At 65.7% G+C, this 24425-nt stretch carries 22 protein-coding genes; 8 read left to right on the top strand and 14 right to left on the bottom strand.

The features are described 5' to 3' along the window. Positions 1 to 99: 99 nt before the first annotated feature. The 3 genes from RW112_RS10685 to coaE form a co-directional block, all read right to left on the bottom strand. Positions 100 to 1128 carry a TerC family protein gene (locus RW112_RS10685; RefSeq protein ID WP_317781753.1) on the bottom strand — a complete coding sequence of 343 codons (1029 nt, stop codon included), beginning with the start codon at positions 1126 to 1128 and terminating at the stop codon, positions 100 to 102. 164 nt (positions 1129 to 1292) lie between these two features. Further along, positions 1293 to 3374, bottom strand: a complete 2082-nt coding sequence (gene uvrB, locus RW112_RS10680; protein WP_305940982.1) for an excinuclease ABC subunit UvrB — start codon at positions 3372 to 3374, stop codon at positions 1293 to 1295. A gap of 40 nt (positions 3375 to 3414) precedes the next feature. Then, positions 3415 to 4704, bottom strand: a complete 1290-nt coding sequence (gene coaE, locus RW112_RS10675) for a dephospho-CoA kinase (RefSeq protein ID WP_317781752.1) — start codon at positions 4702 to 4704, stop codon at positions 3415 to 3417. 22 nt (positions 4705 to 4726) lie between these two features. Here coaE and RW112_RS10670 point away from each other — a divergent pair, with 22 nt between their 5' ends. The 3 genes from RW112_RS10670 to RW112_RS10660 all read left to right on the top strand — a co-directional run bounded on the left by RW112_RS10670 (position 4727) and on the right by RW112_RS10660 (position 6485). Then, positions 4727 to 5425 (top strand): YigZ family protein, encoded by a 699-nt coding sequence (locus tag RW112_RS10670; protein ID WP_317781751.1) that lies wholly within the window; start codon positions 4727 to 4729, stop codon positions 5423 to 5425. Beyond that, a complete protein-coding gene (locus tag RW112_RS10665) occupies positions 5412 to 5945 on the top strand; it encodes a GNAT family N-acetyltransferase (protein WP_317781750.1) in 534 nt (177 codons plus the stop codon). The genes RW112_RS10670 and RW112_RS10665 overlap by 14 nt, the downstream gene beginning before the upstream one ends. A 111-nt stretch (positions 5946 to 6056) precedes the next feature. Then, positions 6057 to 6485, top strand: a complete 429-nt coding sequence (locus RW112_RS10660) for a DUF1810 domain-containing protein (protein ID WP_317781749.1) — start codon at positions 6057 to 6059, stop codon at positions 6483 to 6485. A gap of 112 nt (positions 6486 to 6597) precedes the next feature. Here RW112_RS10660 and rpsA read toward each other — a convergent pair whose 3' ends face one another. The 3 genes from rpsA to polA all read right to left on the bottom strand — a co-directional run bounded on the left by rpsA (position 6598) and on the right by polA (position 12291). Then, positions 6598 to 8073, bottom strand: coding sequence for a 30S ribosomal protein S1 (rpsA, locus tag RW112_RS10655; protein ID WP_305940977.1), 1476 nt, complete (start codon positions 8071 to 8073; stop codon positions 6598 to 6600). A 208-nt stretch (positions 8074 to 8281) separates the two neighbouring features. Continuing rightward, positions 8282 to 9571, bottom strand: coding sequence for a GNAT family N-acetyltransferase (locus RW112_RS10650; RefSeq protein ID WP_317781748.1), 1290 nt, complete (start codon positions 9569 to 9571; stop codon positions 8282 to 8284). Between the two features lie 77 nt (positions 9572 to 9648). Further along, positions 9649 to 12291: a DNA polymerase I gene (polA, locus tag RW112_RS10645; RefSeq protein WP_317782179.1), complete on the bottom strand. Its 2643-nt coding sequence runs from the start codon at positions 12289 to 12291 to the stop codon at positions 9649 to 9651. Between the two features lie 211 nt (positions 12292 to 12502). Between polA and RW112_RS10640 the strand changes: the two genes are divergently transcribed. Beyond that, positions 12503 to 12967, top strand: coding sequence for a hotdog fold thioesterase (locus RW112_RS10640; protein WP_317781747.1), 465 nt, complete (start codon positions 12503 to 12505; stop codon positions 12965 to 12967). A 44-nt stretch (positions 12968 to 13011) separates the two neighbouring features. On the opposite strand, the gene RW112_RS10635 is transcribed toward RW112_RS10640, so the two are convergent. From RW112_RS10635 to RW112_RS10600, 8 genes are all read right to left on the bottom strand, one after another. Next, entirely contained in the window at positions 13012 to 13554 is a 543-nt protein-coding gene (locus tag RW112_RS10635; protein WP_317781746.1) for a dihydrofolate reductase family protein, read from the bottom strand. Between the two features lie 13 nt (positions 13555 to 13567). Next, complete coding sequence (locus tag RW112_RS10630; protein WP_305940973.1) at positions 13568 to 14437, bottom strand: hypothetical protein; 870 nt, start codon at positions 14435 to 14437, stop codon at positions 13568 to 13570. Beyond that, positions 14434 to 15378 carry a hypothetical protein gene (locus RW112_RS10625; RefSeq protein ID WP_317781745.1) on the bottom strand — a complete coding sequence of 315 codons (945 nt, stop codon included), beginning with the start codon at positions 15376 to 15378 and terminating at the stop codon, positions 14434 to 14436. The genes RW112_RS10630 and RW112_RS10625 overlap by 4 nt, the downstream gene beginning before the upstream one ends. Positions 15379 to 15657: 279 nt before the next feature. Further along, positions 15658 to 15879: a hypothetical protein gene (locus RW112_RS10620; protein ID WP_317781744.1), complete on the bottom strand. Its 222-nt coding sequence runs from the start codon at positions 15877 to 15879 to the stop codon at positions 15658 to 15660. Continuing rightward, the gene (locus RW112_RS10615) at positions 15880 to 17088 is read right to left on the bottom strand and encodes an inorganic phosphate transporter (protein WP_317781743.1); all 1209 of its coding nucleotides are present in this window, start codon (positions 17086 to 17088) and stop codon (positions 15880 to 15882) included. It lies immediately after the preceding gene. 169 nt (positions 17089 to 17257) lie between these two features. Next, positions 17258 to 17752, bottom strand: coding sequence for an HAD domain-containing protein (locus RW112_RS10610; RefSeq protein ID WP_317781742.1), 495 nt, complete (start codon positions 17750 to 17752; stop codon positions 17258 to 17260). 217 nt (positions 17753 to 17969) lie between these two features. Next, positions 17970 to 19220, bottom strand: a complete 1251-nt coding sequence (locus RW112_RS10605; protein ID WP_317781741.1) for an FAD-dependent oxidoreductase — start codon at positions 19218 to 19220, stop codon at positions 17970 to 17972. Further along, positions 19213 to 20568 (bottom strand): aromatic acid/H+ symport family MFS transporter, encoded by a 1356-nt coding sequence (locus RW112_RS10600; RefSeq protein ID WP_317781740.1) that lies wholly within the window; start codon positions 20566 to 20568, stop codon positions 19213 to 19215. The genes RW112_RS10605 and RW112_RS10600 overlap by 8 nt, the downstream gene beginning before the upstream one ends. A 48-nt stretch (positions 20569 to 20616) precedes the next feature. Between RW112_RS10600 and RW112_RS10595 the strand changes: the two genes are divergently transcribed. The 4 genes from RW112_RS10595 to RW112_RS10580 all read left to right on the top strand — a co-directional run bounded on the left by RW112_RS10595 (position 20617) and on the right by RW112_RS10580 (position 24380). Continuing rightward, the gene (locus RW112_RS10595) at positions 20617 to 21450 is read left to right on the top strand and encodes an IclR family transcriptional regulator (protein WP_317781739.1); all 834 of its coding nucleotides are present in this window, start codon (positions 20617 to 20619) and stop codon (positions 21448 to 21450) included. A 142-nt stretch (positions 21451 to 21592) separates the two neighbouring features. After that, positions 21593 to 22735, top strand: coding sequence for a cupin domain-containing protein (locus RW112_RS10590; RefSeq protein ID WP_317781738.1), 1143 nt, complete (start codon positions 21593 to 21595; stop codon positions 22733 to 22735). After that, complete coding sequence (locus tag RW112_RS10585; protein WP_317781737.1) at positions 22735 to 23571, top strand: fumarylacetoacetate hydrolase family protein; 837 nt, start codon at positions 22735 to 22737, stop codon at positions 23569 to 23571. Before RW112_RS10590 ends, RW112_RS10585 begins: the two co-directional genes overlap by 1 nt. Next, the gene (locus tag RW112_RS10580) at positions 23571 to 24380 is read left to right on the top strand and encodes a maleylpyruvate isomerase family mycothiol-dependent enzyme (RefSeq protein ID WP_317781736.1); all 810 of its coding nucleotides are present in this window, start codon (positions 23571 to 23573) and stop codon (positions 24378 to 24380) included. The genes RW112_RS10585 and RW112_RS10580 overlap by 1 nt, the downstream gene beginning before the upstream one ends. The last annotated feature ends 45 nt before the right edge of the window (positions 24381 to 24425 follow it).

The raw sequence follows: 24425 nt of genomic DNA, 5'->3' as shown, positions 1-24425 counted from the left end.
CAGGGCCGGCGGACCAGGGAAGGCCTTCCCATGCAGACAACCCCGGCCACTGGAGGTGACCGGGGTTGTCTGGTGCGTGTTCGAAGCGGTGCGGAACCTTTACTCGGCCTCGCTCATGCTCTTGCGGGCGTCCTCTTCGAGACGGGCGTCCACCTTCGCCTGGGCAGCCTTGGAGCTGACCAGGCTGGCGATCACGGCAACAATGATGGTGCCCACGATGACCGCCAGGGAGACGAACGTGGGGATCTCGGGAGCCCACTCGATGTGCTGGCCGCCGTTGATGAACGGCAGTTCGTTGACGTGCATTGCGTGGAGGACCAGCTTGACGCCAATGAACGCCAGGATGAATGAGAGCGCGTGCTTCAGGTAGATCAGGCGGTTCATCAGGCCGCCGAGCAGGAAGTACAGCTGGCGCAGGCCCATGAGGGCGAAGAGGTTTGCGGTGAAGACGATGAACGGGCTCTGGGTCAGGCCGAAGATCGCCGGAATGGAGTCAACGGCGAAGAGCAGGTCGGTCAGGCCGATGGTGACGAAGACGATCAGCATCGGGGTGAAGACCTTCTTGCCGTCAACCGTGGTGCGCAGCTTGCCGCCGTCGAACTTCTCCGACATCGGAATGACCTTGCGGAGCCTTGCGATCAGCGGGTTTTCCTTGTCCTCTTCGTCTTCGCCTTCGTCCTGGGCCTGCTTCCAGGCGGTCCAGAGCAGGAAGGCACCGAAGATGTAGAAGACCCAGCTGAACTGTTCGATCACGATGGCGCCCAAGAGGATGAAGATGCCACGCAGGACCAGCGCGATGATGATGCCCACCATCAGCACTTCCTGCTGGTACTTACGGGGCACCGAGAAGCGCGCCATGATGATGATGAAGACAAAGAGGTTGTCGATGCTGAGGCTGTATTCCGTCACCCAGCCGGCAACGAATTGCCCGCCGTACTCCGGGCCTGTGAAGGCAAACATGGCGCCCGCAAAGACCAGGGCGAGCGTCACATAGAACGCCACCCAGAGGCCGGCTTCCTTCATGGAAGGTTCGTGGGGACGCCGGACAACCAGCAACAGGTCGATCAGCAGGATGAGGCCGAGGGCGACGAGTGAGCCGACCTCGAACCAGACGGGTAGTTCGAGCACAGGGATGCCTTTCGCAGGGTACAAAGATGCGGTGTAAGTCTCTCCGACTTGCCTGCGCACTTAGTGCTGAAACGGCAGCCCGCTACGCCCGGCAGGGCATCTATGCCGTGCGTGTTGACGATCGTAGCGCTTGGGATACTCCCCTACGTGACAACAACTTTACCCTAGGCGTGGCCGGCGGCCTGCATCTGCCGCAGTTCCTTCTTCAATTCGCCCACTTCATCGCGCAGCCGCGCAGCCAGTTCGAACTGCAGTTCACCGGCCGCGGCGTGCATCTGTTCCGTCAGCTGCTCGATCAGGCCCACAAGGTCCTCCGCCGGTGCGGCCGCCAGTCCGTCCTGGCGCACGGTGGTCGCGCCCTTGCCCTTGCCGCGGGTTTTCCCGGCGGTGGCGAGCAGTTCGCGGGTGTCCGCGTCCTCCTTGGCCAGCTGGTCGGTGATGTCGGCGATTTTTTTCCGCAGCGGCTGCGGGTCGATGCCGTTTTCGGTGTTGTACGCCACCTGGATGGCGCGGCGGCGGTTGGTCTCGTCGATCGCGTGCGCCATGGAGTCGGTGATGCGGTCGGCGTACATGTGCACCTGTCCGGACACGTTACGGGCAGCGCGGCCGATGGTCTGGATCAGCGAGGTGGACGATCGCAGGAAGCCTTCCTTGTCCGCGTCCAGAATGCTCACCAGCGAAACCTCCGGGAGGTCGAGGCCTTCACGGAGCAGGTTGATGCCCACGAGGACATCGAAGACACCCATCCGGAGTTCCCGCAGCAGTTCCACCCGGCGGAGCGTGTCCACGTCGGAGTGCAGGTATTCGACCTTCACGCCGTGGCCCAGCAGGTAGTCGGTGAGGTCCTCGGCCATCCGCTTGGTGAGCGTGGTGACCAGGACACGTTCGTTCTTCGCGGTGCGGGTCTTGATCTCCCCCAGCAGGTCGTCGATCTGGCCCTTCGTGGGCTTCACCACCACCTCGGGGTCGATCAGGCCCGTGGGCCGGATGATCTGCTGCACGAAGCCGTCAGACTTGCCGAGTTCGTACTTGCCGGGGGTGGCGGACAGGTACACGGTCTGGCCTATGCGCTCCTGGAACTCGTCCCACTTAAGCGGCCGGTTGTCCATCGCCGAAGGCAGGCGGAAGCCGAAGTCCACCAGGTTCCGCTTGCGGGACATATCGCCCTCGTACATGGCGCCAATCTGGGGCACCGTCACGTGGGATTCATCGATCACCAGCAGGAAGTCGTCCGGGAAGTAGTCGAGGAGGCAGTGCGGCGCAGTTCCGCGGGCGCGCCCGTCGATGTGCGAGGAGTAGTTCTCGATGCCGTTGCAGAAGCCCATTTGCTGCATCATCTCAAGGTCGTAGGTGGTGCGCATGCGGAGCCGCTGGGCTTCCACCAGCTTGTTCTGGCTCTCCAGCACCTGCAGTCGCTCGGCGAGTTCATCCTCGATCCGCTTGATGGCCCGGGCCATTCGTTCCGGCCCTGCGACGTAGTGCGAGGCCGGGAAGACGTACATCTCCTCTTCGTCCCGGATCACCTCGCCGGTCAGGGGGTGGAGGGTGTGGATGTTCTCGATCTCGTCGCCGAAGAACTCGATCCGGATGGCCAGTTCCTCGTACATCGGAATGATTTCCACGGTGTCGCCGCGCACCCGGAACGTGCCGCGGTGGAAGTCCATGTCGTTGCGGGTGTACTGCATGGAGACGAATTTCCGGAGCAGGTCGTCACGGTTCATCTCCGCCCCCTTGCGGAGCGTCACCATGCCTGCGATGTACTCTTCCGGCGTGCCCAGGCCGTAGATGCAGGAAACGGTGGCCACCACAATCACGTCCCGCCGTGTCAGCAGGGCATTGGTGGCGGAGTGGCGGAGGCGTTCGACTTCCTCGTTGACGGATGAGTCCTTCTCGATGAAGGTGTCAGTCTGCGCCACATAGGCTTCCGGCTGGTAGTAGTCGTAGTACGACACGAAGTACTCGACGGCGTTGTTCGGGAGCAGTTCGCGGAATTCGTTGGCCAGCTGCGCGGCGAGGGTCTTGTTCTGCACCATCACCAGGGTGGGACGCTGGACCTGCTCAATGAGCCAGGCCGTCGTCGCGCTCTTACCTGTACCGGTGGCGCCGAGCAGCACCACGTCCTTTTCGCCGTTCTTGATGCGTTCGGTCAGTTCCGCGATGGCGGCCGGCTGGTCGCCTGCCGGCTTGAACTCACTGATGACCTCGAACGGAGCCACGACGCGGTTGATTTGCTGGGCAAGACTCATGAATCTAATCTACCGCCGGGCTCTGACATCGTGCCCCGATTCAGCTTTGGGCGGTACTCCCGGCATCGCTGCCTGCCGGGCGGGGTGTGATGCCGGGAGTACCGGTGGCGTCCGGCCCGGTTCCGTACGACGGCGGCTGCCAGCCGGTGCGCTGCACCCACGTGTCCATCCGGTCGGCGGCATGCTCCGTGAACCACGCTTCCTTGTCCGCTGCATAGCCCGCCGTCGACTTGTCCACGCCGTGGAGGGCGGCAACCCTCCGTTTCTCGGCCAGGTAGTCGCGTCTGGCCTCGGCATCATCACGGAGCCAGTCCCGGAAACACAGGGCAAAACGCCAGCCGGGAGATCCCGCGGGCCGGACGTGGAGGTTGACGGGCCGGCCGGGGTCGGCATTGCCGTGCAGGCGCTTGGCCCAGTCCGCCGGGTCAGGGTGCGACGGCTTGGGGCTGTCAGCAAACACCCCGGGCCAGAGGGGGAAGCCCGCTGCGGCAAGCAGCGGCGCGATCCGGTCCGCCGTCGCCAGGTCCGCAACGGTCAACTGGAGGTCAAGGATGTCCTTGGCATCAAGCCCGGGCACGGCAGTGGATCCGATATGGTCCACCGCCAGGATGTCCGCCGGAGCTGCAGCCTCCAGCCTGGCGGCCAGGCGGGTCGCCTGGGTTTCCCACGTCGGATCGGACGGGGCAAGTACAGGCCCGCCCGCCCGCGGCGCCGCGCGCTGCTTGCTGATGTTGTCCGCAAAAGGGGCCAGCCGACGGAACCACAGCCGGTCAACCGCGGATCTGAGCTCATCAATGCTTCCGGAGTTGTCCAGGACCACGTCCGCAGCGGCCAGGCGGATGTCCCTGGCGGCCTGCGCCGCCATCCTGGATCGCGCCTGTTCCGCTGTCATCTTCCGTTGTTCCACCATGCGCTGCACCCGCGCCTCGTCCGGTGCATCCACCACCAGCACCAGATGGAAATTGCTGCCCTGGCCCGTTTCCACCAGCAACGGAATGTCCTGTACTACGACGGCGCCGCCGGGGGCGGCATCGATCATCGCAGCGGCACGCTCCCGGACGAGGGGATGGATGATGGCGTTGAGTACCGCGAGCCGGTCAGGGTCGCCGAACACCACCGCGCCGAGCCGTGCCCGGTCCAGCCCGCCGTCGGGACCCAGCATGTCCTCCCCGAAGGCCTCCACGACGCGGCCAAGCCCGGGCGTGCCCGGCTCCACCACGTCACGCGCCAGGGCGTCGGCGTCGACCAGCACGGCCCCCAGCTCCCGGAAACGCGACGCGACAACTGACTTCCCCGAGGCGATGCCGCCCGTCAACCCGATTTTCAGCACCCCTCCAGACTAAACTGAACCGGTGGTGGAAAAGGCGGATCGCGGCGAGAGCAGGGCCACGGCCTACACCACCCTCGCGGCGGGGCCGGACTTCCGCCACGAACTGGAGATCAAGCGGTCGAGGTTCATCACCGTGATCCGGCGTACCGGGGATGAAGACGGCGCAAGGGCCCTGGTGGCCGGATTGCGCAAGGAATTCCATGACGCCCGGCACCACTGTTCAGCGTTCGTGCTGGGCCCGGACCGGGACATCCAGCGTTCCAGCGACGACGGCGAACCGTCCGGAACCGCCGGCATCCCCATGCTCGAGGCCCTCCTCCGGCGGGAGGCAGTGCCCGGGGTGACGGACCTCAGCGACGTCAGTGCCGTCGTCGTCCGCTATTTTGGCGGGATCCTGCTGGGTGCAGGCGGCCTGGTGCGGGCGTATTCCGAGTCGGTGTCCTCCGCGCTGGACCTGGCGCCGCTGGTCCGGCGCCGCCGGCTGCGGATCTGTTCGGTGGAGGTTCCGCATGCGGGCGCCGGACGGCTGGAGAACGACCTCCGCGCAGCCGGCTACGTGATGGCGGAAACCAGCTATGGCGCCAGGGACACTGTCCTCCGGGTAGCCCTGGCCGACCAGCCCGACGAACTCGAGCGGGCCGCCGAACGCCTTGCGTCGATGACAGCCGGCAGCGCCGCTCTGCGGCCCGAAGACACGGAGTGGATCGATGTCCCCTTCTGACCAACCATCCGTGCCGTGCCGGGTGGAACTGCTCGACGTCACCGAGGAAGTCCTCGGGGCGCTGCTGGACCTCGCCCTCACCGATGCCGCAGCCGACGACGTCACTCCCCCGCTGGGCGCCACACCCGGCTGGAACGAGGACCGGATCAGCTGGTTCCGCGACTACCACCGTGCCGCGGCAGCCGGCCTCGACGGGCCGGGCGGCCAGAAGTCCTGGGCAATCAGCTGTGGCGGGACGGTTGCCGGGTCGATCCGGCTCAAGCGAACCGGAACAGCGCCGTCCGGGATTCCAGACGTGGAAACCGGGCTGTGGCTGGGCCGGAGCTTCCGGGGACGCGGAATTGGCCGGGAGGCGTTGGAACTCGTTTGTGCTGTGGCCCGAGGCACCGGTGCCTCCGTGCTGCAGGCCGAAACGAGCGCCGGGAATACGGCCGCACAGGCGCTCCTCCGCTCCGCGGGGGCAGAGCTGGCCGTGGACGCTGCGGGCACCCGGGTGACGGCGCGGATCAAACTGCGCTGAGACGCCCGACGTCGGCCTGCTCCTGGCGTCACGCATCAACCCCCTCGCCATGCGGCCGGGTCCGGTGGTTGGATGAATGGACAGTGTCCAGCTGAGTTGAGGAGGCCCCCGGTGGAAGATCCCTTCGACCTTGAACGGTTTGTGCACGCCCAGGACGCTGGCGGGACATACCAGCGGGCGCTTCAGGAGCTTCGCGACGGAGAGAAGCAGAGCCACTGGATGTGGTTCATCTTCCCGCAGATCGCCGGCCTCGGGCAGAGCCCCACGTCCCGGAAATACGCCATCACGTCGCTGGCGGAGGCGAAGGCCTACCTGGCGCACCCTGCGCTTGGGCCGCGGCTCCTGGAGTGCGCACGGGCTGTTGCCGCCCACACCGGACTGAGCGCCGTCCGGATCTTCGGCGGGATCGACGCCCGGAAGCTGCAGTCCTCCATGACGCTGTTCCTGCGCGCCGCTCCGGACGAGCCCGTGTTCCAGGAAGTTCTCGACCGGTACTTCGACGGAAGCTCGGACCCTGCAACCGACCGGTTGCTGCGGTAGGGAACGTTGCTGGGGTACACAAAAAGGTGGCCGCCCCCTTTCGGGGGACGGCCACCTTCAGCTAGCTAACTGCCTGGGTCCCAAGGAATCACGTCCTCAGGGAACCGGGAAATTAGTTGCCGGTCAGCTTCTCGCGCAGTGCTGCAAGAGCCTCGTCTGAAGCAAGCGTGCCTGCACCGGTCTCGGCTGCAGCCGGCTCCGAGGAGTAGCTGGTGGTGCCGGAATCGCTGTCACCGGACGTTGCAGCTGCAGCGTCGTCGGCAGCGTGCTGGGCAACCTGCTTCTTGTGTGCTTCCCAACGGGTCTGGGCGTCAGCGTACTGCTGCTCCCAGGCGGCGCGCTGGTTCTCGTAGCCCTCGAGCCATTCGTTGGACTCGGGGTCGAAGCCCTCGGGGTACTTGTAGTTGCCCTCTTCGTCGTACTCTGCGGCCATGCCGTACAGGGCGGGATCGAATTCGGTGGACTCGGCGTCGACACCCTCGTTGGCCTGCTTGAGGGACAGCGAGATGCGGCGGCGTTCCAGGTCGATGTCGATGACCTTGACGAACAGTTCGTCGCCTACGGAGACAACCTGCTCGGCCAGCTCCACGTGGCGGACAGCCAGCTCGGAGATGTGGACCAGGCCCTCGATGCCGTCTTCGACGCGAACGAACGCACCGAACGGAACCAGCTTGGTGACCTTACCCGGGACAACCTGGCCCAGGGCGTGGGTGCGGGCGAAGGTCTGCCACGGATCTTCCTGCGTAGCCTTGAGCGACAGGGAAACACGCTCGCGGTCCAGGTCGACTTCGAGAACCTCGACGGTGACTTCCTGGCCAACTTCGACAACCTCGGACGGGTGGTCGATGTGCTTCCAGGACAGCTCGGAGACGTGAACCAGGCCGTCTACGCCGCCCAGGTCCACGAATGCACCGAAGTTGACGATGGAGGAAACGACGCCGGGACGGACCTGGCCCTTTTCCAGCTTGTTGAGGAACGTGGAGCGGACCTCGGACTGGGTCTGCTCGAGCCATGCACGGCGGGACAGCACAACGTTGTTGCGGTTCTTGTCCAGCTCGATGATCTTGGCTTCGATCTGCTGACCGATGTACGGAGCAAGGTCGCGCACACGGCGCATCTCGACGAGGGATGCGGGCAGGAAGCCGCGCAGACCGATGTCGAGGATAAGACCACCCTTGACAACCTCGATGACGGTACCGGTGACGACACCGTCTTCTTCCTTGACCTTCTCGATGTCGCCCCAGGCGCGCTCGTACTGAGCACGCTTCTTGGAGAGGATCAGGCGGCCTTCTTTGTCTTCCTTGGTGAGCACCAGGGCTTCGACCTGATCGCCAACGGAGACGACGTCTCCGGGATCAACGTCGTGCTTGATGGACAGCTCGCGGGAGGGGATGACACCTTCGGTCTTGTAACCGATGTCGAGCAGAACTTCGTCGCGGTCGACCTTGACGACGGTACCTTCGACGAGGTCTCCGTCGTTGAAGTACTTGATGGTGGCGTCGACTGCTGCGAGGAAGTCCTCAGCGGTACCGATGTCGTTAATGGCGACTACGGGGGTACCGGGCTTCTCGGTGGAGGTGATGGTCATGTAGTAGGGGCTCCGTTGTGGATAGTTAGTCGGTCAGGCGGACCGCCGCCCACCCGTATTGACGAGTGCGCGGGTGATGGCAGAACGCATGGTTCTGCCAGGTTCATCCTGATTTTGTGGATTCTAGATACGTGCACGTAGTACACGCCCGTTTATTCTAGTCGCCGCGGCCAACACCGGTCAAAGCGGACGCACGCCGGAAGGCCGCCTAGAAATGGGTCAGGCAGTGGGGCGCCCGTTCGACGGCGAACATGAGCCTCGCCCGGAGCGCGGCACCGGGGGTGTGTTCCTGAATCCGCCCGGCCGCCTTCAGCGTCACCGGACAGACGGCGCCGAGGTAGATGGAGGCGAGATCGGCTACGTCCATCGACAGGTCCGGCTGTGCCCCGGCCGGTGCCGCCGAAACACTGGCCTCACCGCCGCTGACGGCCAGGAGGAACGTCCCGGCGGCGAATCCCATGGTGTCCTCGACAGCAAGGACCAGGCTTCCGTCGGCGGAGTAGCGCCGGGCACCCAAGGCACCGATGCTGTCCAGGATGCGGAGCCAGAGCATGTCCCGATGGTCGGAGGCCTCGACGCAGCGCGGGTCCGCGAGGGCCCACACCAGCGGATCGTCCACGGGCGCATCCGCCCAGCTGACGCGCTGGATGAGGTCGATGCTGCCCAGGAACTGCCAGAGCTCCAGGTAGGCATCATCCGTTGCGGCTACGAGGTCCACGACCTCCACGGTGTACGGCTTGGTGTCCCAGCCGGCGAACTTGTACGAGACGTAGCCGTCCACCGTTCCGGCGCCGTCGTAGTGCAGCGCGCACTTGATTGCTTCATCTTCATTCCCGTCACGGCCCACGGTGCCGGAGATGTTCTGCCGGTACGCGTCCTGCCGGACGATGGAGCCCGGGGTGTGGCGGTGCACGCGCTCGAACACCTGCGGGGCCAGTTCGAGCAGCACCTTCCGGTCCGCGATTTCCACTGTCCCGGAAGGCTGGTGGCGGAGGCCGAACCGCGGCCCGGTATCCACCTTGATGCTGCGCTCAAATGTTGCCACACCGTAGCCGAACCTGCCGTAGATGGAGCCCTCGGAAGCGGTCAGCGCCGCAATCGCCAGGCCGTCCGCCTTCGCCGCGGTAAGGTCTTCGCTCATCATGCGACGCAGGAGGCCCTGGCGCCGGTGGGTTCCGCGCACGGTCACTGCCGTTACCATGTGCGTGAGGAGCTGGCGGCCGTAACCAACATTCAGGTCCCGGCGGAGCGTGCCGAATGTTGCCACGGGGACAGTGGCACCCAAAGAGTGCTGTGCCACTGCACCGGTCTGGTAGACCCCGGTCAGCTCGCGTCCGTCCGTCCGGTACATGGCCATGATCTTGTCCACGTAATCGTTGTTGCGGCGGGAGTCGTGGAATCCGAAACCCACGGCCTGGATCCAGTCCGTTCCCTGCTCATAGCCGGGAAGACCCTTCTCAGCTGCCCTGAAACGACGGATCTCGTATTTGTCTGCCACGTCCTGCTCCCCCTTGAACCGAATGGATGACCGCGCAGGACGCCGGGGTTACCGGCGTCCTGCGCGTCCTGAAACTGCTAGTGGCCGGCGTCGTACCAGCTCGGACCCACACCGATCTGGACTTCCAGCGGGACGCTGAGGTCCGCTGCGGAGCCCATCTGCTCGGTGACGAGTTTCTCCACCGCAACACGCTCTCCGGCAGCCACTTCAAGCACCAGTTCGTCGTGGACCTGCAGGAGCATCCGCGACTTCAGCCCCTGGGCCTTCAGCTCCGCGTGCACGCCGAGCATGGCGCGCTTGATGATGTCCGCCGCCGATCCCTGGATGGGAGAGTTCAGCGCAATGCGTTCCGCGTTTTCCCGGAGCTGTCGGTCCGTGCTGGTGAGGTCCGGGAGGTAACGGCGGCGGCCCTCGATGGTTGCCGTGTAGCCGTCGATCCTGGCCTGGTCCACCACGCCCCGAAGGTAGTCGCGTACGGCTCCGAACCGGTCGAAGTATTCCTTCATCAGGGTCCGGGCCTCGTCGACGGAAATCTCCAGCTGCTTGGAGAGCCCAAACGAGGTCAGGCCGTAGGCAAGGCCGTATGACATCGCCTTGACCTTCGAACGCATGGCACTGGTTACCTGGTCCGTGGGGACGTGGAAGATGTTGGATCCCACGAACCGGTGCAGGTCCTCGCCGTCCCGGTACGCCTGGATCAGCCCGGCATCCCCCGAGAGGTGCGCCATGATGCGCATCTCGATCTGCGAATAGTCCGCGGACAGGAGGCATTCATAGCCGTCGCTGACCACGAAGATGCCACGGACGCGGCGGCCTTCCTCGCTGCGGATGGGGATGTTCTGCAGGTTGGGGTTGTTTGAGGAGATCCTGCCGGTGGCCGCCACGTTCTGCGCGTAGGTGGTGTGGATCCGTCCGTCCTCGGCGACCGACTTCTTCAGTGATTCGAGCATCTGGCGGAGCTTCGACGATTCCCGGTGCGCCATTAGCTGGACCAGGAATTCGTGGCCCGTCTTTTCCAGCAGGTTCTTCAGCGAAGCAGCGTCAGTGGTGTAACCGGACTTGATCTTCTTGGTTTTCGGCAGCTGCAGTTCGTCGAAGAGCACAGTCTGCAGCTGTTTCGGTGATCCCAGGTTGACCTCGTGGCCGATCGCGGCGAAGGCAAGATCCTGGGCGTTGTCGATGACTTTGGCGAGGTCAGCCAGCTGCTCATCCATCCGAGCCATGTCGATGGCGATTCCGGCGAGCTCCATGTCGGCCAGCACCCGGCTGACCGGAAGCTCAAGGGTTGAAAGCAGTTCCTCCGCTTTGCGTTCCTTCAGCTCCGCCTCGAAATAGCGGCTGAGGGTTTGGACGACGGCGGCAGCGTGGACGAGTTCGCCGGCGGCGGCTGCGTCATCGCCGTCGAACGCCAGTTCCAGCTGCCCGGCCTTCGCAACGGCGGTGGAGATTTCGATGTTGAGGTGGTGCTGCGCCAGCTCTGCGAGCTCGTAGGTGCGGCGGTCCGGCTGGATGAGGTAACCGGAAATCGACGTATCATCGACGACTCCTTCCAGCTCCAGGCCGCGGGCAGTCAGGGCCTTCAGGGCAGCCTTGAAACCGTGCATCACCTTGGGCACTTCGGGGTTGCGCAGCCACGCGGCCAAGACGTTTTCGGCGTCGGCGTCCTGGCCGGAAAGATCAATGTATGCCGCCGCACCATCCCTGACGATCGCCAGCGCCGCGGCGTCTTCACCGATTCGTCCGGGGACGAGGTCGACGGCGACGGCGGACCGCTGACCGGCGCCCGCGTCCAGGAAGGCGCTGAGCTCGGCTGCGCCAGCCGGCGTGACGTAGTCCGGGACATCAAGGCTTTCCCGCTCGGCGAGGTCGACGTCGTCGCTGCCGTAGAGGGCAAAGAGCCGGGTGCGAATGGTTTTGAACTCAAGATCGTCGAACAATTGCTCGAGCGCGGCCTGGTCCGGCCGCGGCTCTGCCAGGTCGTCCAGCGTCACCGGAAGCTCCAGGTCGGTGTGGAGCCTGTTCAGCCGGCGGTTCCGTTTGACGGCCTCCACATTCTCGCGGAGGGCGTCACCGACTTTGCCGCCGATCGCATCGAGGTGTTCCAGTACCCCTTCCAGCCCGCCGTAGAGGTTGATCCACTTGGCGGCTGTCTTGGGGCCAACGCCGGGCACACCCGGGAGGTTGTCCGCCGTCTCTCCCACCAGAGCTGCCAGGTCGGAGTACTCGGCCGGGCTGACGAAGTACTTTTCCCGGATGGCAGGCGCATCCAGCCGGGGAATGTCGCTGACTCCCTTCCTGGGGTACAGCACGAACACATTGTCCGTAATCAGCTGGAAGGCATCACGGTCGCCCGTCACCAGCAGCACTTCGTAGCCTGCCCTTTCCCCCATTGCGGCAAGGGTGGCCAGAATGTCATCCGCCTCGTAGCCGGGCAGCTTGATGGTCTTGATGCCCCACGCGTTCATGACCTTGTCGATGAGGTCGATCTGGCCGCTCATCTCCCGGGGCGTCTCGTTCCGGCCGCCTTTGTAGTCGCTGTATTCGACCTTGCGGTGGGTGGTTTCGTCGGAGACGTCGAAGGCTACGGCGATGTGGGTAGGCTTCTGTTCCTTGATCAGGTTAATGAGCATGGACGTGAAACCGTGGATCGCGTTGGTGTGCTGTCCCGAGGCAGTTGAGAACTTGTCCGCCGGCAGGGCGAAGAATGCGCGGAACGCCATGGAGTGGCCGTCCAGCACCAGGAGCCGGGGCTGGTCGGTGATGGGAATCACGGGGGCCACGGTGGCGGAAACCGGCTCCGCGGTGCGTGTGGTTTTCCGGGCGGGCTTGGCCGCAGTCGCTGATGCGGACTCTGGTGCCGGAAGGATGTCTGTTGCAGATGGGGCAAGGGCCGGTTTGGTAGTTTCGCTCACAGGTGCCAGCCTAGTTCCCATGATGGACAATTTCACGCCCGGCCGGTTCGCCGACGAACTGGCCGCCGCCGGAATCCCGGAAGAACTGCACGAGTGGCTCGGCGAATTCGGTGTTGGCGCCCTGGTGGTGAAGATGGGCATCCATTTCCTCGAAATGAGTCCGGAACGCACGGTGGCAACCATGCCGGTGGTAGGCAACACCCAGGTGGCCGGGATCCTGCACGGCGGCGCCCATGTGGTGCTGGCCGAGACGCTCGGTTCATTTGCCGCGGGGATGCACGCCGGTCCGGGGCGGCAGGCGCTGGGCATCGAGGTGGGAGCCACGCATCACCGTGCCATCACCGCCGGCACTGTGACAGGAACCTGCACGGCCATCCACCTGGGCCGCACGCTGACCACCCACGAGGTGGTGATGACCGACGAAAAGGGCCGCCGCCTGTCCACGGCGCGCATCACCAACCTGATCAGGGACGTCGCTCCCTGACGGAGCTTCTGAGGTGTCAGCGCCCGACGTTCAGCGCCTACGGTTCAGCTGAGCCGGTACCGCAGCTCGACAATCCCCCTGCCCATGGTGGTGGACGCCGCAAGTTCCAGCGGCCGGGTGGGACCGGTCCTGATGGGCAGCACGGGCTTACCTGCGCCGAGCACCACCGGAATGATGGAAACGATGATTTCGTCCAGCAGGCCGGCATCGGCGAACTGGGCCGCGAGCTCTCCCCCGCCAACCAGCCAGATGTTCTTGCCGTCCGCCTCGGCCGTAAAGTCATCCATGAATTCACGCACGTCGCCGCGGACGAAAGTGATGTCAGCGCCCCGGGGCGCGGAATGTTCATGGTGGGTGAAAACCCAGCATGGCGTGTCGGGGTACGGCCAGTTGCCGGGCTCGTGCTCCATAAGCCAGGCGTAGGTTTCCCCGCCCATCACGATGCAGCCGACGTCTGCCATGAATGATTCGTAGCTTTCGCGTCCGCCCTCGAACCCGTCGAACTGGAGGAGCCAGGCTAGATTGTCATCTGACGTGGCGATGAATCCGTCGAGGGATGCGGCCACGAAGTATTGGAGACTGGACATGGCCACAGCCTAGTCATTTCGACTCAGGGTTCCCATACTCCACGCGCATGCCGGGATCGTCGCGGAGCACCACTACTTTGCCGCTCCGGAGCGTCCAGCCCTCATTAAGCAGGAAGATCCGTCCGCCGCTGACCACCAAAAGGCGGAGGCCGCTGTACTGGTAGACCGGATTCTCCGCCGTGCCGCTGGACTGTTCATGGACGTTGGGCGCACTGATGCCCAGACGGTCCTTGCTGAAGACAACCGCCGTGGGCAGCAGCGCGGACCGCTCCTCGTAGCTCACCGCCAGTCCCCGTCCCAGCGCCTGGGCGAAGTCCGAGGTGCCCCAGAAAAGCAGCAGGGTGACCAGGCAGAAGATGAGCGTTTTTTCCGATCCCCGCGACAGTGCGGCCAGGCTGCGGCCGGGCTCTGGCGCGGAGCGCCGCCAGAGGCTCAGGCCCCAGGCGGCCAGCAGGACGCCTCCGGCCATGATGTACGGCACGAACAGTACCGTGCGTTCAGGCTGCAGGATCACTACAAGCCACATCGCTGCTGCACAGGCCAATCCGGCTATCAGGATCACCGCGGCGAGCCGCCGGATGCCTGCGGTGCGGCCGGCGGCCAGGTGCCTTGCCAGGAACCGGTCCAGGGAGAGCCAGCCGACTGCCACAATCAGCAGCCAGACAAGCGGGATGAATAGTGAAGGGATGCTCCGGAGGACGAAGTCCTGCACGGTGTATCCAAAGAGGCTCACGTCCAGCCCCATGGCCTTCGCCTGGGCATCCGTCCGGGCCCAGCCGAAGTAGACCAGCAATGCCGTGGCAATGGTCAGCGGCGGGCCGATGACCGCCAGCATGTCGACGGCGCGTTTCCAGCGGGGATCTGCCTCCGGGTCTCCGCTCATGGCTGCGGCGCCGCCAGCTCTGCGGTCGACTCTGTCTGCGGCGGCGCGGACGTGGCGGGGTCTGACGTTGCCGGGCCCGACGTGGTCGGTTCAGTCGGCGCGGGCCCGGGACCAGGAGGAGTCTGGTCGGAATAAAGCAGCACTGCCTCACCGGACACGGCCGGCGTGGCTTCCACCGTCACTGTGGCGGAGGAAGCTCCTGCGGCCGGAGGGGCAAAGAATACGAACGGACCGAACTGCGGGCCGAACTGCAGGCCGCCGTTGTCGACCGGGTTCCCGTTCACCAGGATTCTATCCACGTTCACAAAGAACCCCTCCAGCCGAACCTGGGCGCCACCGGCGGAGGGAACGGTGGGGGCAGCCGAGCCGGCCTGGGGTCCGTCGAGGACTGTCAGTCCGGTCAGCTGCCGGGGGCAGTCGTCGCCTGCGCCTGCGGCATCCACGAGGAGTTGAACCCCCTGGTGTGCATTCCGGAGATCCACGGCCTGCCGCAGGGATTCCGTGACCTTGATTTCCCAGCAACGCTCGGGCGGAAGGCCGGTGACATCTGCCAGCGCAGTCTGTGCCCGTTGCCAGTCCACCGGCAGGTCCGTGGCCAAGGCCTGGCAGGTGGCCTCCGCAGCCGTCCACACGGCAGGGAAACCGGTGTTGAGCGCCGAGTCGCGCAGGCCGGCACAGTCCCGCTTGCGCAGGAACTCGTACAGGGCTCCCTCCGGCGGGTCGGAGGGGGCCGCCGGCCCGATGGGGACCCAGCGGATGACGGGGGCGCCGGCCGCGGGCGGCGGGCCGTCCCCGGGCCCCGGCAATGGCGCAGCCGTTGGCGGGTCGTTGGAGGAGTCCGGGGAGGCGGTAGCGGAGGGATCGGACGTCGATGAGGATGCCGTCGTCGTGCTTGTCCCGGGCTCGGGCGACGGCGACGGCGGGCCGAAGCATCCACTCATCAAGACCAGCAGGCACGCAGCCGCCGCGGTTCCTGGTAGTCGGGCCGTTAGCCGGGCCGCAGCCCCGGTTTGACTGTGCATGACAGACCCACCTGCTTGCGGTTCCCGGCAGGGGAACCGGCCTGGATAGAACCCTTCGGGATGGCTCCCGGAATCGGCCGGCGCCGGCGCCGGACCAAACACGCTGAAACAGTGTTAACTATTCCCCCGATGGGCCATATCCGCCAGAGCAGCACCTCGTGTTCCAGAGGTGGCGCAGGTCAGCACTGGCTGCTGAAGCTACTTGCTGAAGTACGGAATGATCAGGTACAGCCCGAACAACACGGCCATGCCGCAGAGCCCGAAGCAGGCGTAGGCAAGCGACTTCATCCACCGGGGCGTAGCCTGCTCGGGGTCACCGGCAATCGCAGTAAAGCGGACTCCGATGGAGTACAGGACCACCACCGTAACGGCGGCGAGGAGCGTGGCACCGGCCACCTGGACCAATTCCAACCATTTCATCTATTTTCCACCGTTCATTTTGTGCGCGCGGCTGGCGGCCAATGCCTTTTTCTTGCGGAAGCGGACGGCCTGCCCTGCCTCCTCCACCTCCACGGCGTTGTGGTGGCCCACATGGGACTTGCGGGACTCGAAGAACATAAACAAAACTGCGGCGGTCCCGGCAACGGCGGCTATGACAACACCCACGACGCCTGTCTTGACCAGCAGTGCGGTCAGGGCGCCCACGATGCCGGCGGCAGGCAGCGTGAAAAGCCAGCCGACGGCGATCCGGCCGGCTGTGCCCCAGCGCACCGAAGTGCCCTTGCGGCCAAGCCCTGAACCGATCACTGATCCGGAGGCCACCTGGGTGGTGGACAGCGCGAAGCCCAGGTGCGAGGACGCAAGGATCGCCGAGGCCGTGCTGGCTTCCGCAGCGAAGCCCTGGGCCGGCTTGACGTCCGTCAGGCCCGAACCCATGGTGCGGATGATCCGCCAGCCGCCAGCGTAGGTGCCGATGGCGATGGCGAAGGCACAGGCCGCGATCACCCAGAACTGCGGGCCGGAGCCCGGCTGCTGCGTGCCGGCGGCGATCAGCACGAGCGTGATGATGCCCATCGTCTTCTGTGCGTCGTTGGTGCCGTGAGCCAGCGCTACCAGGCTGGACGTGAAGATCTGGCCGGTGCGGAAACCGCCACGCTTCTGCGTGAGCTTGCTGCCCGTCTCCGGATCATGCCGGGCCGTCAGCGCATAGGCCAGGCGGGTGCACACGTACGCCACGCCTCCGGCGATGACCGGCGCGAAGATAGCGGGCAGGATGACCTTCTGCATGAGGGACTCGAAATTCACCGAGTGGATGCCGATGCCGGCGATCGCCGCACCGATGAGGCCGCCGAAGAGGGCATGCGAGGAACTCGACGGGAGGCCTTTGAGCCACGTGATCATGTTCCAGAGGATGGCCCCCATGAGTCCGGCAAAGATGATGTCCGGGGTGATCTGGATGCCGTCGGAGCCCTCCTTGATGATGCCGCCGGAAACAGTCTTGGCAACTTCGGTGGAAAGGAACGCTCCGATCAGGTTCAGGACTGCTGCCAGGGCAACCGCCGTCTTGGGTTTGATGGCACCGGTGGCGATGGGCGTAGCCATTGCATTTGCGGTGTCATGAAAGCCGTTGGTGAAGTCGAAAAATAGTGCCAGCGCTATTACCAGCGCCACCATGAAGGTGATTTCCACCTGTTGCCCAATCTGCAGAGTCGACGGTCAGCAGTTCCACTTCCCCGTGCCCTGTCCGCACGCAGCATTACCCGGATGTTTGCCGGAAATTCACGTGGTGTTGTTCGGAAGGGGCTTGAAACCCTAACGATCGTACGCGTCAACGCCCTGAGGACAAAACAACCGGCGGTCAAAGGAAAGCACGCACGGCCCCCAGTTCAGCGCGGGACAATCCCCGTCTGGGATGTGGTGAAACCAACAGCAGGCGAGGGCCAAGGATGGACGCCCAGGCCCGTGCCTCGGCTTCGAATTCGAGCTGGTCATCGATCCACACGGCACGGTCCGGCGCCGTCTCCTCAAGGTCCCGCTGGAGGGCCCGCAGTTTCCACCAGCCTTCGCCGCCGGCCGGTCCGGAGCTGGCCAGGACGGGCCATTCCCGCCCGGCGAGGCCGATTGCCGGGCACAGGTATTCCGGGGCCATCTCCTCCCAACTGGTGAGCCAGACGCACCGGAGGCCGGGTGTCCGGGACAGCGTGTTGAGGGACTCCACCAGCTCGCCGGCGTAGGCCACCTCAAGGAGTCCTGCGTTGGACATCCGCCACCTGCTCCCCCAGTCGGTAACCCCGGCGGCCCCGAACGGGCAGACGACTCCGTCCACATCCAGATAGAGGGAGACTTTTCTCACGGCGGCGTCCTTTCCTCCGGGAGTTCCACAAAAAACGTTACCGACGGGCTGCGGCGCGGGCAACAGCCAGGGGCACGGCGGCGTCCTCAAGCGCCGACGGGCGTAAACGGCCGCACTGACAGCGGCAGACGCAGGAAGTGCCGGACACGGGAACGTGTCCGGCACTTCCAAAGGTGCAGTTCAAGGCACCGGTGCAGCTCTCAGGAGGGTCCGCGGATCAGGCAGGAACTTTCGCCGCCGCTGCCGGGCGGCCCTGGGCAGGCATGCCCTCGCCGGTCTGGCCGTACAGCCAGTCGTTGTACTGGAAGTCGTTGTCCTTCCGGCTCTTGAAGAGCAGGTTGCGCAGCGTCCGGGCCAGCCCGGAGACGTGCCAGGATTCGCCCCACACACGGGCGGTGCGCTGGACCCGGGCGGTGCGGCCGGCGCGGAGGTTGTTGAATTCCTTGATCGCTCCGTCCCAGGCCTCCGGGTTGACGCCATCTGCGGTGAAGACGGTTCCGTTGCTGACGTCCTGCAGCACGGCGGCGTCCTCAAGCGCCTGGCAGGCGCCCTGGGCGAGGTACTGGAGCATCGGGTGGGCGGCGTCGCCCATCAGGACCATCCTGCCGGCCACCCAGTTCTCGATCGGGTCGCGGTCGTACATCGGCCAGCGGATGCCGGTGGCCAGGTTCTTGAGCGCATCCTGAACGGCCGGGACGCAATCCTTGTAGGCTGCCTCGAGCTCGTCAACGCCGCCGTACTGCTCCTCGCCGCGCTCGAAGGAGGCGGACTTGAAGACGGCCACAGTGTTCAGCAGCTCGCCCTTGCGCAGCGGGTACTGCACGAGGTGGCAGTCCGGGCCGAGGTAGACGATGACGTCCTCGAGGTCCGTTTTGGGGGTGTTTTCGGTGATCGGCACGGTGCCGCGGTAGGCGACGTAGGCCGAAGGGACCGGTTCGTCGCTGGCCACGAGGGGGCGCAGGGTGGACTTGAGTCCGTCGGCGCCGATCACGACGTCTGCCTCGTAGTCCACACCGGCTGCAGTGTGGGCAACTCCGCGGCCGTTGACGGTTTCAACACTCTCCACCATGACGTCGTTGACCAGCGTCACGCCGGCCGCTTCACAGCCTTCGAGGAGGACCCGGTGAAGGTCGCTGCGGTGGATCACGACGTACGGGGCGCCGTAGCGTTCCTCGAACCCAGCACCGAGGGTCTGGCGGGTGAGCTCCTCGCCGGTCACGGCGTCGCGGAAGACCAGGTGCTTGGGCTGGACGCCGATTTCCAGCGCCTTTTCCAGCAGGCCCCAGCGGCGGAGGACGCGTGAGGCGTTGGGCGCCATCTGCAGCCCGGCGCCGACCTCGCCGAATTCCGGAGCCCGCTCCACGAGAGTGACGTTGGCACCGTTTTCGCGCAGGGCGAGGGCTCCGGCCAGTCCGGCCATTCCCCCTCCGATGACGAGGACATCGGTGGACGTGGCGTGCTCAGACATTGATTGCTCCTGTATGTGAGGGTGTTGAGAGTTTCGATTTGAGTTTGAGGCCGACGGCGGCCAGCAGGACCGCTGCGATGGCGGCTGCACCGGCGAAGGCAATGAAATTGGAATTGACGCCCAGTCCGGCGGCGAGCAGGAGACCGCCCACCTGGGGTGCGACGACGGCGCCGATGCGGCCCGTCCCCAGCGCCCAGCCCAGCGCGGTACCGCGCAGGTGTCCGGGATAGTGGCTCGCGACGGCGGCGATGATGAGGCACTGCGTGCCGTGGGTGCCTACGCCTGCCAGGACCAGCATGAGATAGACCACCGTCACCGACGGTCCGGTCACAAGGACCACCAGTGCGCCGGCGGCGACGGCGGCAGCCGCGATGGCGGTCGGCACCGGGCCGAAGCGGGTCCCGGCCCACGCCGTGATGACCGAGCCGGCCACCGCACCCAGGTTGAGGGCCAGGGCGAAGGTCAGTGCGGAACCCAGGTTGTAGCCGGCCAGCTGCATGAGGTTAGGCAGCCAGGTTCCCAGTCCGTACCAGGCGAAGAGGGTGGCGATGGTCGCCAGGGCGAACAGCATGCTGACGCCCAGGTAGGGGGCCCGGAGCAGGGAGGAGAAGCCGGAAGGTTCCTTGACCGCATGGCCCGTGCCGGCGCCGTTCGCCGGGTCTTTCCCTGCGGCACCGACTGCGGCGCCGGCCGGGGCCAGCGTCTCCGGGAGATATTTCAGTCCCAGCGGCACCACGATCACCAGGGCCAGGACGGCCACGAGGAACATCGACTGCCAGCCGAAGGCGGGAATCAGCTGGATGCCGACCAGGGCGGCAATGGATCCGCCGATGGGGACACCGGACATCATCAGGGTGGCGATGGTGGACCGCCATTTGGTGGGGACGAGTTCGGCAACGAGGGCGTTCGCCGACGGCACGAGGCCGCCGAGGCCGATGCCTGCGAGGAGCCGGAGGGCACCGAAGACACCGGCGTTGGGTGCGAAGGCGCAGAGGACGGTGAAGATGGAGAAGACGACTGCGCAACCCAGGATGGTGCGGCGGCGGCCCCATGAGTCCGCCATCCGGCCGGCAAAGATCGCACCGATCATCATGCCGAGGAAGGCCATGGACCCGATGGTGCCGGCGGTGGCCTTATTCAGGCCCCAGCCGGTCTCGGTAATCAGGGAAGACTGGACCGTGCCGTAGACGATGAGGTCATAGCCATCGAAGACCACCAGGAGCCAGCAGACGAGGACGGCTGCGGCCGAAGCTTTCGAGAACCGTGATGCAGGCCCATCAACGGTTGTGGGGGCGGAGGCCCCCGGCGAGGACCGTTGCGGCGCTGCAGCGGGAGGTGTGTGATTCATGCCACTACTGTCATGGCTGTTGGAGGTGAACCACAATATAATTCTGATGTGCAGAAAGAGCCAACCTCCAATCGGGCACCGAAGCCCGCCCGGAAGCCCGTGCAAAAGCGGCCCACCTATTCCATCGAGGCGGTGGACAACGCGCTGCAGCTCCTGCAACTGCTCCGCGACGGCGGAGCGCTGAGACTCAAGGATGCGGCCGAGGAGCTGGCCGTTGCCCCGTCCACGGCCCATCGCCTCCTGGCGATGCTGGTCTACCGCGGTTTCGCCGTTCAGGACGAAACCCGCCGCTACGTGCCCGGCCCGGCAATGGGAGTGGGGCCGGCCGGACTGAGCTGGACCAGGCTGCTCCGCTCCCTCGCGCAGCCGCACATGGAACTGCTTTCCGCGCAGCTGAACGAGACCGTCAACCTGATGGTGCGGGTAGGCACCAAAGTGCGCTTCCTGGCCACGGTGGAAGGAAACAATGTGTTGCGGGTCGGTGACCGCCAGGGAACGGTGATGCCTGCCAACAAAACCTCCGGGGGCAAGGCCATGCTGGCCGAGCTGGAACCCCACATGATTGACCAGCTCTTCCGCAGCAACAACGCCGAGATTGGCGGGGACACCATTCCGGATGCCGAGTACCCCGCCTTCCTGCGCGAACTGGAGACCATCCGCGGCAACGGCTTTGCCGCCAACTTCGAAGGCACCGAGGAGGGTGTCAGCGCCTTGGGAATGGCCCTGCACAACCGGCACGGGATCGTCGTCGGCGCGATCAGCGTCGCCACTCCGGCAACCCGCTTCCGCAGGGTGTTCGACGCCGGCCTGGTGCGGGCGCTGCGGGAAACCTGCCGTCAGCTGGAGATCGACATCGCCGCCAATCCGGCGGAGCCGGACTAGGCACCGGGTCGGGCCGCAGTTCGGGCAGCTGGCACGGCACCTCGGATAATTCTGACCAGCAGAATATGTTGGGGGTCACACGGCGGCATCCGTAGAGTCGAACTACGCCAAAGAACCGTTCTGACCTATAGAGGAGGCCCACGTGTCCATCAGCGCCGAGAACACGACTCATGAATCAGTGGCCGCGGGGCATACTGCTCCGGAGCCGACTGCGGAAGAGGCTGCGCAGCTCAAGGAGTTGTACCGGGATTTTGACCGCGAGAACCTGATCCCGTTGTGGACTGAGATCGCGGATTTGATGCCGATGGTTCCGTCGCCGAAGGCGGTCCCGCATGTGTGGCGGTGGAGTGACCTGTACCCGCTGGCGGCCCGTGCCGGTGACCTGGTGCCGGTGGGCCGCGGCGGGGAACGCCGTGCCATTGCGCTGGCGAATCCGGGCCTGGCCGGGACGCCGTATGCGACGCCCACGCTGTGGGCTGCGATCCAGTATCTGGGGGGCCGGGAAACCGCTCCGGAGCACCGCCACTCGCAGAACGCGTTCCGTTTCGTGGTTGAGGGCGAGGGTGTCTGGACCGTGGTGAACGGGGATCCGGTGCGGATGTCCCGCGGGGATTTCCTGCTGACCCCGGGCTGGAACTTCCACGGCCACCACAACGACACCGATGAGCCGATGGCCTGGATCGACGGGCTGGATATCCCGTTCGTGCACTACGCCGACGCCGGGTTCTTCGAGTTCGGTACCGAGCGGGTCACGGACGAGGCCACCCCGGACATTTCCCGTTCCGAGCGGCTCTGGGCCCACCCGGGCCTGCGCCCGCTCTCGGGCCTGGATGACACCACCAGCTCCCCCATCGCGGCCTACCGCTGGGAATACACCGACCGCGCCCTGACCGAGCAGCTCCTGCTCGAGGACGAGGGCCACCCGGCCACCGTGTCCCAGGGCCACGCCGCCGTCCGCTACACCAACCCCACCACCGGCGGGGACGTGATGCCCACCATCCGGGCCGAATTCCACCGCCTCCGTGCCGGCGCGTCCACCGAGACCGTCCGCGAGGTCGGCTCCAGCGTCTGGCAGGTCTTCGAGGGGACCGGCTCCGTGGTCCTGAACGGCGAAACCCGGAACCTGGCCAAGGGCGACCTCTTCGTTGTCCCGTCCTGGGCCTCGTGGTCCTTGCAGGCCGGGACTGATTCCCAAACTTCGTTTGACCTGTTCCGGTTCAGCGACGCCCCCATCTTTGAACGCCTGAACTTCAACCGCACCTACATCGAAGGACGCACCAAGTAATGAGACTCCTCACCCTCCGCCTCTCGAATGAGGGAACAACAGTTACCAAGGCCGTGCGCCAGGACGGCGAGACCCTGACCGAGATCGAGGGCTTCGCAGACGTCGGGGAACTCCTCCGCACCGAGGCCTGGGAGGCCACCGCGAAGGCCGCCAACGGTGCGACGCACCCGCTCGAGGGCGCCGACCTCGCCCCGGTGGTCCCGTTCCCGGGCAAGATCATCTGCGTGGGCCACAACTACCGCAACCACATCAAGGAAATGGACCGGGAAATCCCCGAGTACCCCACCCTGTTCGCCAAGTACCAGGAATCCCTGATCGGCCCCAACGACGACCTGGCCCTGCCGCAGGAATCAGACACCGTGGACTGGGAAGCCGAACTCGCCGTCGTCATCGGCAAGCAGGGACGCCGGATTTCCGAAGCCGACGCCAAGGACTACATCGCCGGGTACTCGGTGCTGAACGATGTGTCCATGCGCGACTACCAGTTCCGCACCATCCAGTGGCTGCAGGGCAAGACCTGGGAGAACTCCACCCCGTTCGGCCCCGCCCTGGTCACGCAGGATGAGTTCACCGCCGGCCCGCTGATGACCTCGGCCGTGGACGGCGAAATCCAGCAGTCCACCCCCACCGGCGACCTCGTCTTCACCCCGGAATTCCTGGTCTCCTACATCTCCACGATCATCACCCTGAACCCCGGTGATGTGATCGCGACCGGCACCCCCGGCGGTGTGGGCCACGCCCAGGATCCCAAGCGCTACCTGCAGGAAGGCCAGATCCTGGTCACCACCATCGAGGGCCTGGGCCAGCTGAACAACCGCGTGGTCAAGGAAGCCTGATGGTCGCCCGCCACGACCAGACCACCGACCCGGTCCTGCTCGAGGGCCTGCTGCAGGCGAGGCGGGGCACCGCGTTCTTCGCCCGCAAGCTCAACGAGCTCTCCGACGCGGACCTCGACGGAGACTCGCTGCTGCCAGGCTGGACCCGGCGGCACGTGACGGCCCACATCGGCTACAACGCGCGGGCCATCGCGCGTCTCATCGAGTGGGCAGCCACCGGCGTGGAGACACCCATGTACGCCTCCACGTCGGTGCGGGACCACGAAATCGACTTCGGCGCCACCCTGCCGCCGATCGCACTGCGGCACCTTTTCGACCACTCCGCGGTACACCTGAACGTCGAATGGCGGGACCTCCCCGAAGAAGCCTGGCACCACAAAGTCACAACAGCGCAAGGACGGATCGTCCCGGCCGAGGAAACCGTCTGGATGCGCACCCGCGAAGTCTGGGTCCACGCCGTGGACCTGGACAACGGCGCCACCTTCACCGACATCCCGGCACCGGTCCTGTCCCGCCTGCTCAAGGACATCACCGGCGCCTGGCACACCCGCGGCACCGACACCGGACTGCTCCTCAAAGTCACCGACCAGCCCGGCGGAATGACCTTCGGGGACACCGACGCCGAAACACCAACGGTCATCTCCGGCCCGCTCGCTGCCATCACGCAATGGGCCACCGGACGCGGCACCCACGGCGTGACAGCAACAGGCACCACAGCCACAACAACAGGCGCCACAACAGCGGACCCCGCCACACCGCCGTCGGACGCCGACCTGCCCGAAGTGCCCGCAGCACCCAAATGGATCTAGCGCCCATGCGCTGGAGCGCTCACATCGGCAGGATGCCGGCAGAGC

The organism is Arthrobacter sp. B10-11, assembly GCF_033142195.1.
Classification (GTDB): domain Bacteria; phylum Actinomycetota; class Actinomycetes; order Actinomycetales; family Micrococcaceae; genus Arthrobacter; species Arthrobacter oryzae_C.
Note: the sequence above shows the minus strand (reverse complement) of the source record. Positions and strands in the feature narration are given on the sequence as shown.

What these genes read in the sequence shown, in the direction of transcription:
- uvrB (WP_305940982.1), bottom strand. Translation starts at nt 3,374, where the DNA reads ATGAGTCTTGCCCAGCAAATCAACCGCGTCGTGGCTCCGTTCGAGGTC.
- RW112_RS10665 (WP_317781750.1), top strand. Translation starts at nt 5,412, where the DNA reads ATGTCCCCTTCTGACCAACCATCCGTGCCGTGCCGGGTGGAACTGCTC.
- rpsA (WP_305940977.1), bottom strand. Translation starts at nt 8,073, where the DNA reads ATGACCATCACCTCCACCGAGAAGCCCGGTACCCCCGTAGTCGCCATT.
- polA (WP_317782179.1), bottom strand. Translation starts at nt 12,291, where the DNA reads ATGGCGTTCCGCGCATTCTTCGCCCTGCCGGCGGACAAGTTCTCAACT.
- RW112_RS10640 (WP_317781747.1), top strand. Translation starts at nt 12,503, where the DNA reads ATGATGGACAATTTCACGCCCGGCCGGTTCGCCGACGAACTGGCCGCC.
- RW112_RS10635 (WP_317781746.1), bottom strand. Translation starts at nt 13,554, where the DNA reads ATGTCCAGTCTCCAATACTTCGTGGCCGCATCCCTCGACGGATTCATC.
- RW112_RS10630 (WP_305940973.1), bottom strand. Translation starts at nt 14,437, where the DNA reads ATGAGCGGAGACCCGGAGGCAGATCCCCGCTGGAAACGCGCCGTCGAC.
- RW112_RS10625 (WP_317781745.1), bottom strand. Translation starts at nt 15,378, where the DNA reads ATGAGTGGATGCTTCGGCCCGCCGTCGCCGTCGCCCGAGCCCGGGACA.
- RW112_RS10620 (WP_317781744.1), bottom strand. Translation starts at nt 15,879, where the DNA reads ATGAAATGGTTGGAATTGGTCCAGGTGGCCGGTGCCACGCTCCTCGCC.
- RW112_RS10605 (WP_317781741.1), bottom strand. Translation starts at nt 19,220, where the DNA reads ATGTCTGAGCACGCCACGTCCACCGATGTCCTCGTCATCGGAGGGGGA.
- RW112_RS10600 (WP_317781740.1), bottom strand. Translation starts at nt 20,568, where the DNA reads ATGAATCACACACCTCCCGCTGCAGCGCCGCAACGGTCCTCGCCGGGG.
- RW112_RS10585 (WP_317781737.1), top strand. Translation starts at nt 22,735, where the DNA reads ATGAGACTCCTCACCCTCCGCCTCTCGAATGAGGGAACAACAGTTACC.
- RW112_RS10580 (WP_317781736.1), top strand. Translation starts at nt 23,571, where the DNA reads ATGGTCGCCCGCCACGACCAGACCACCGACCCGGTCCTGCTCGAGGGC.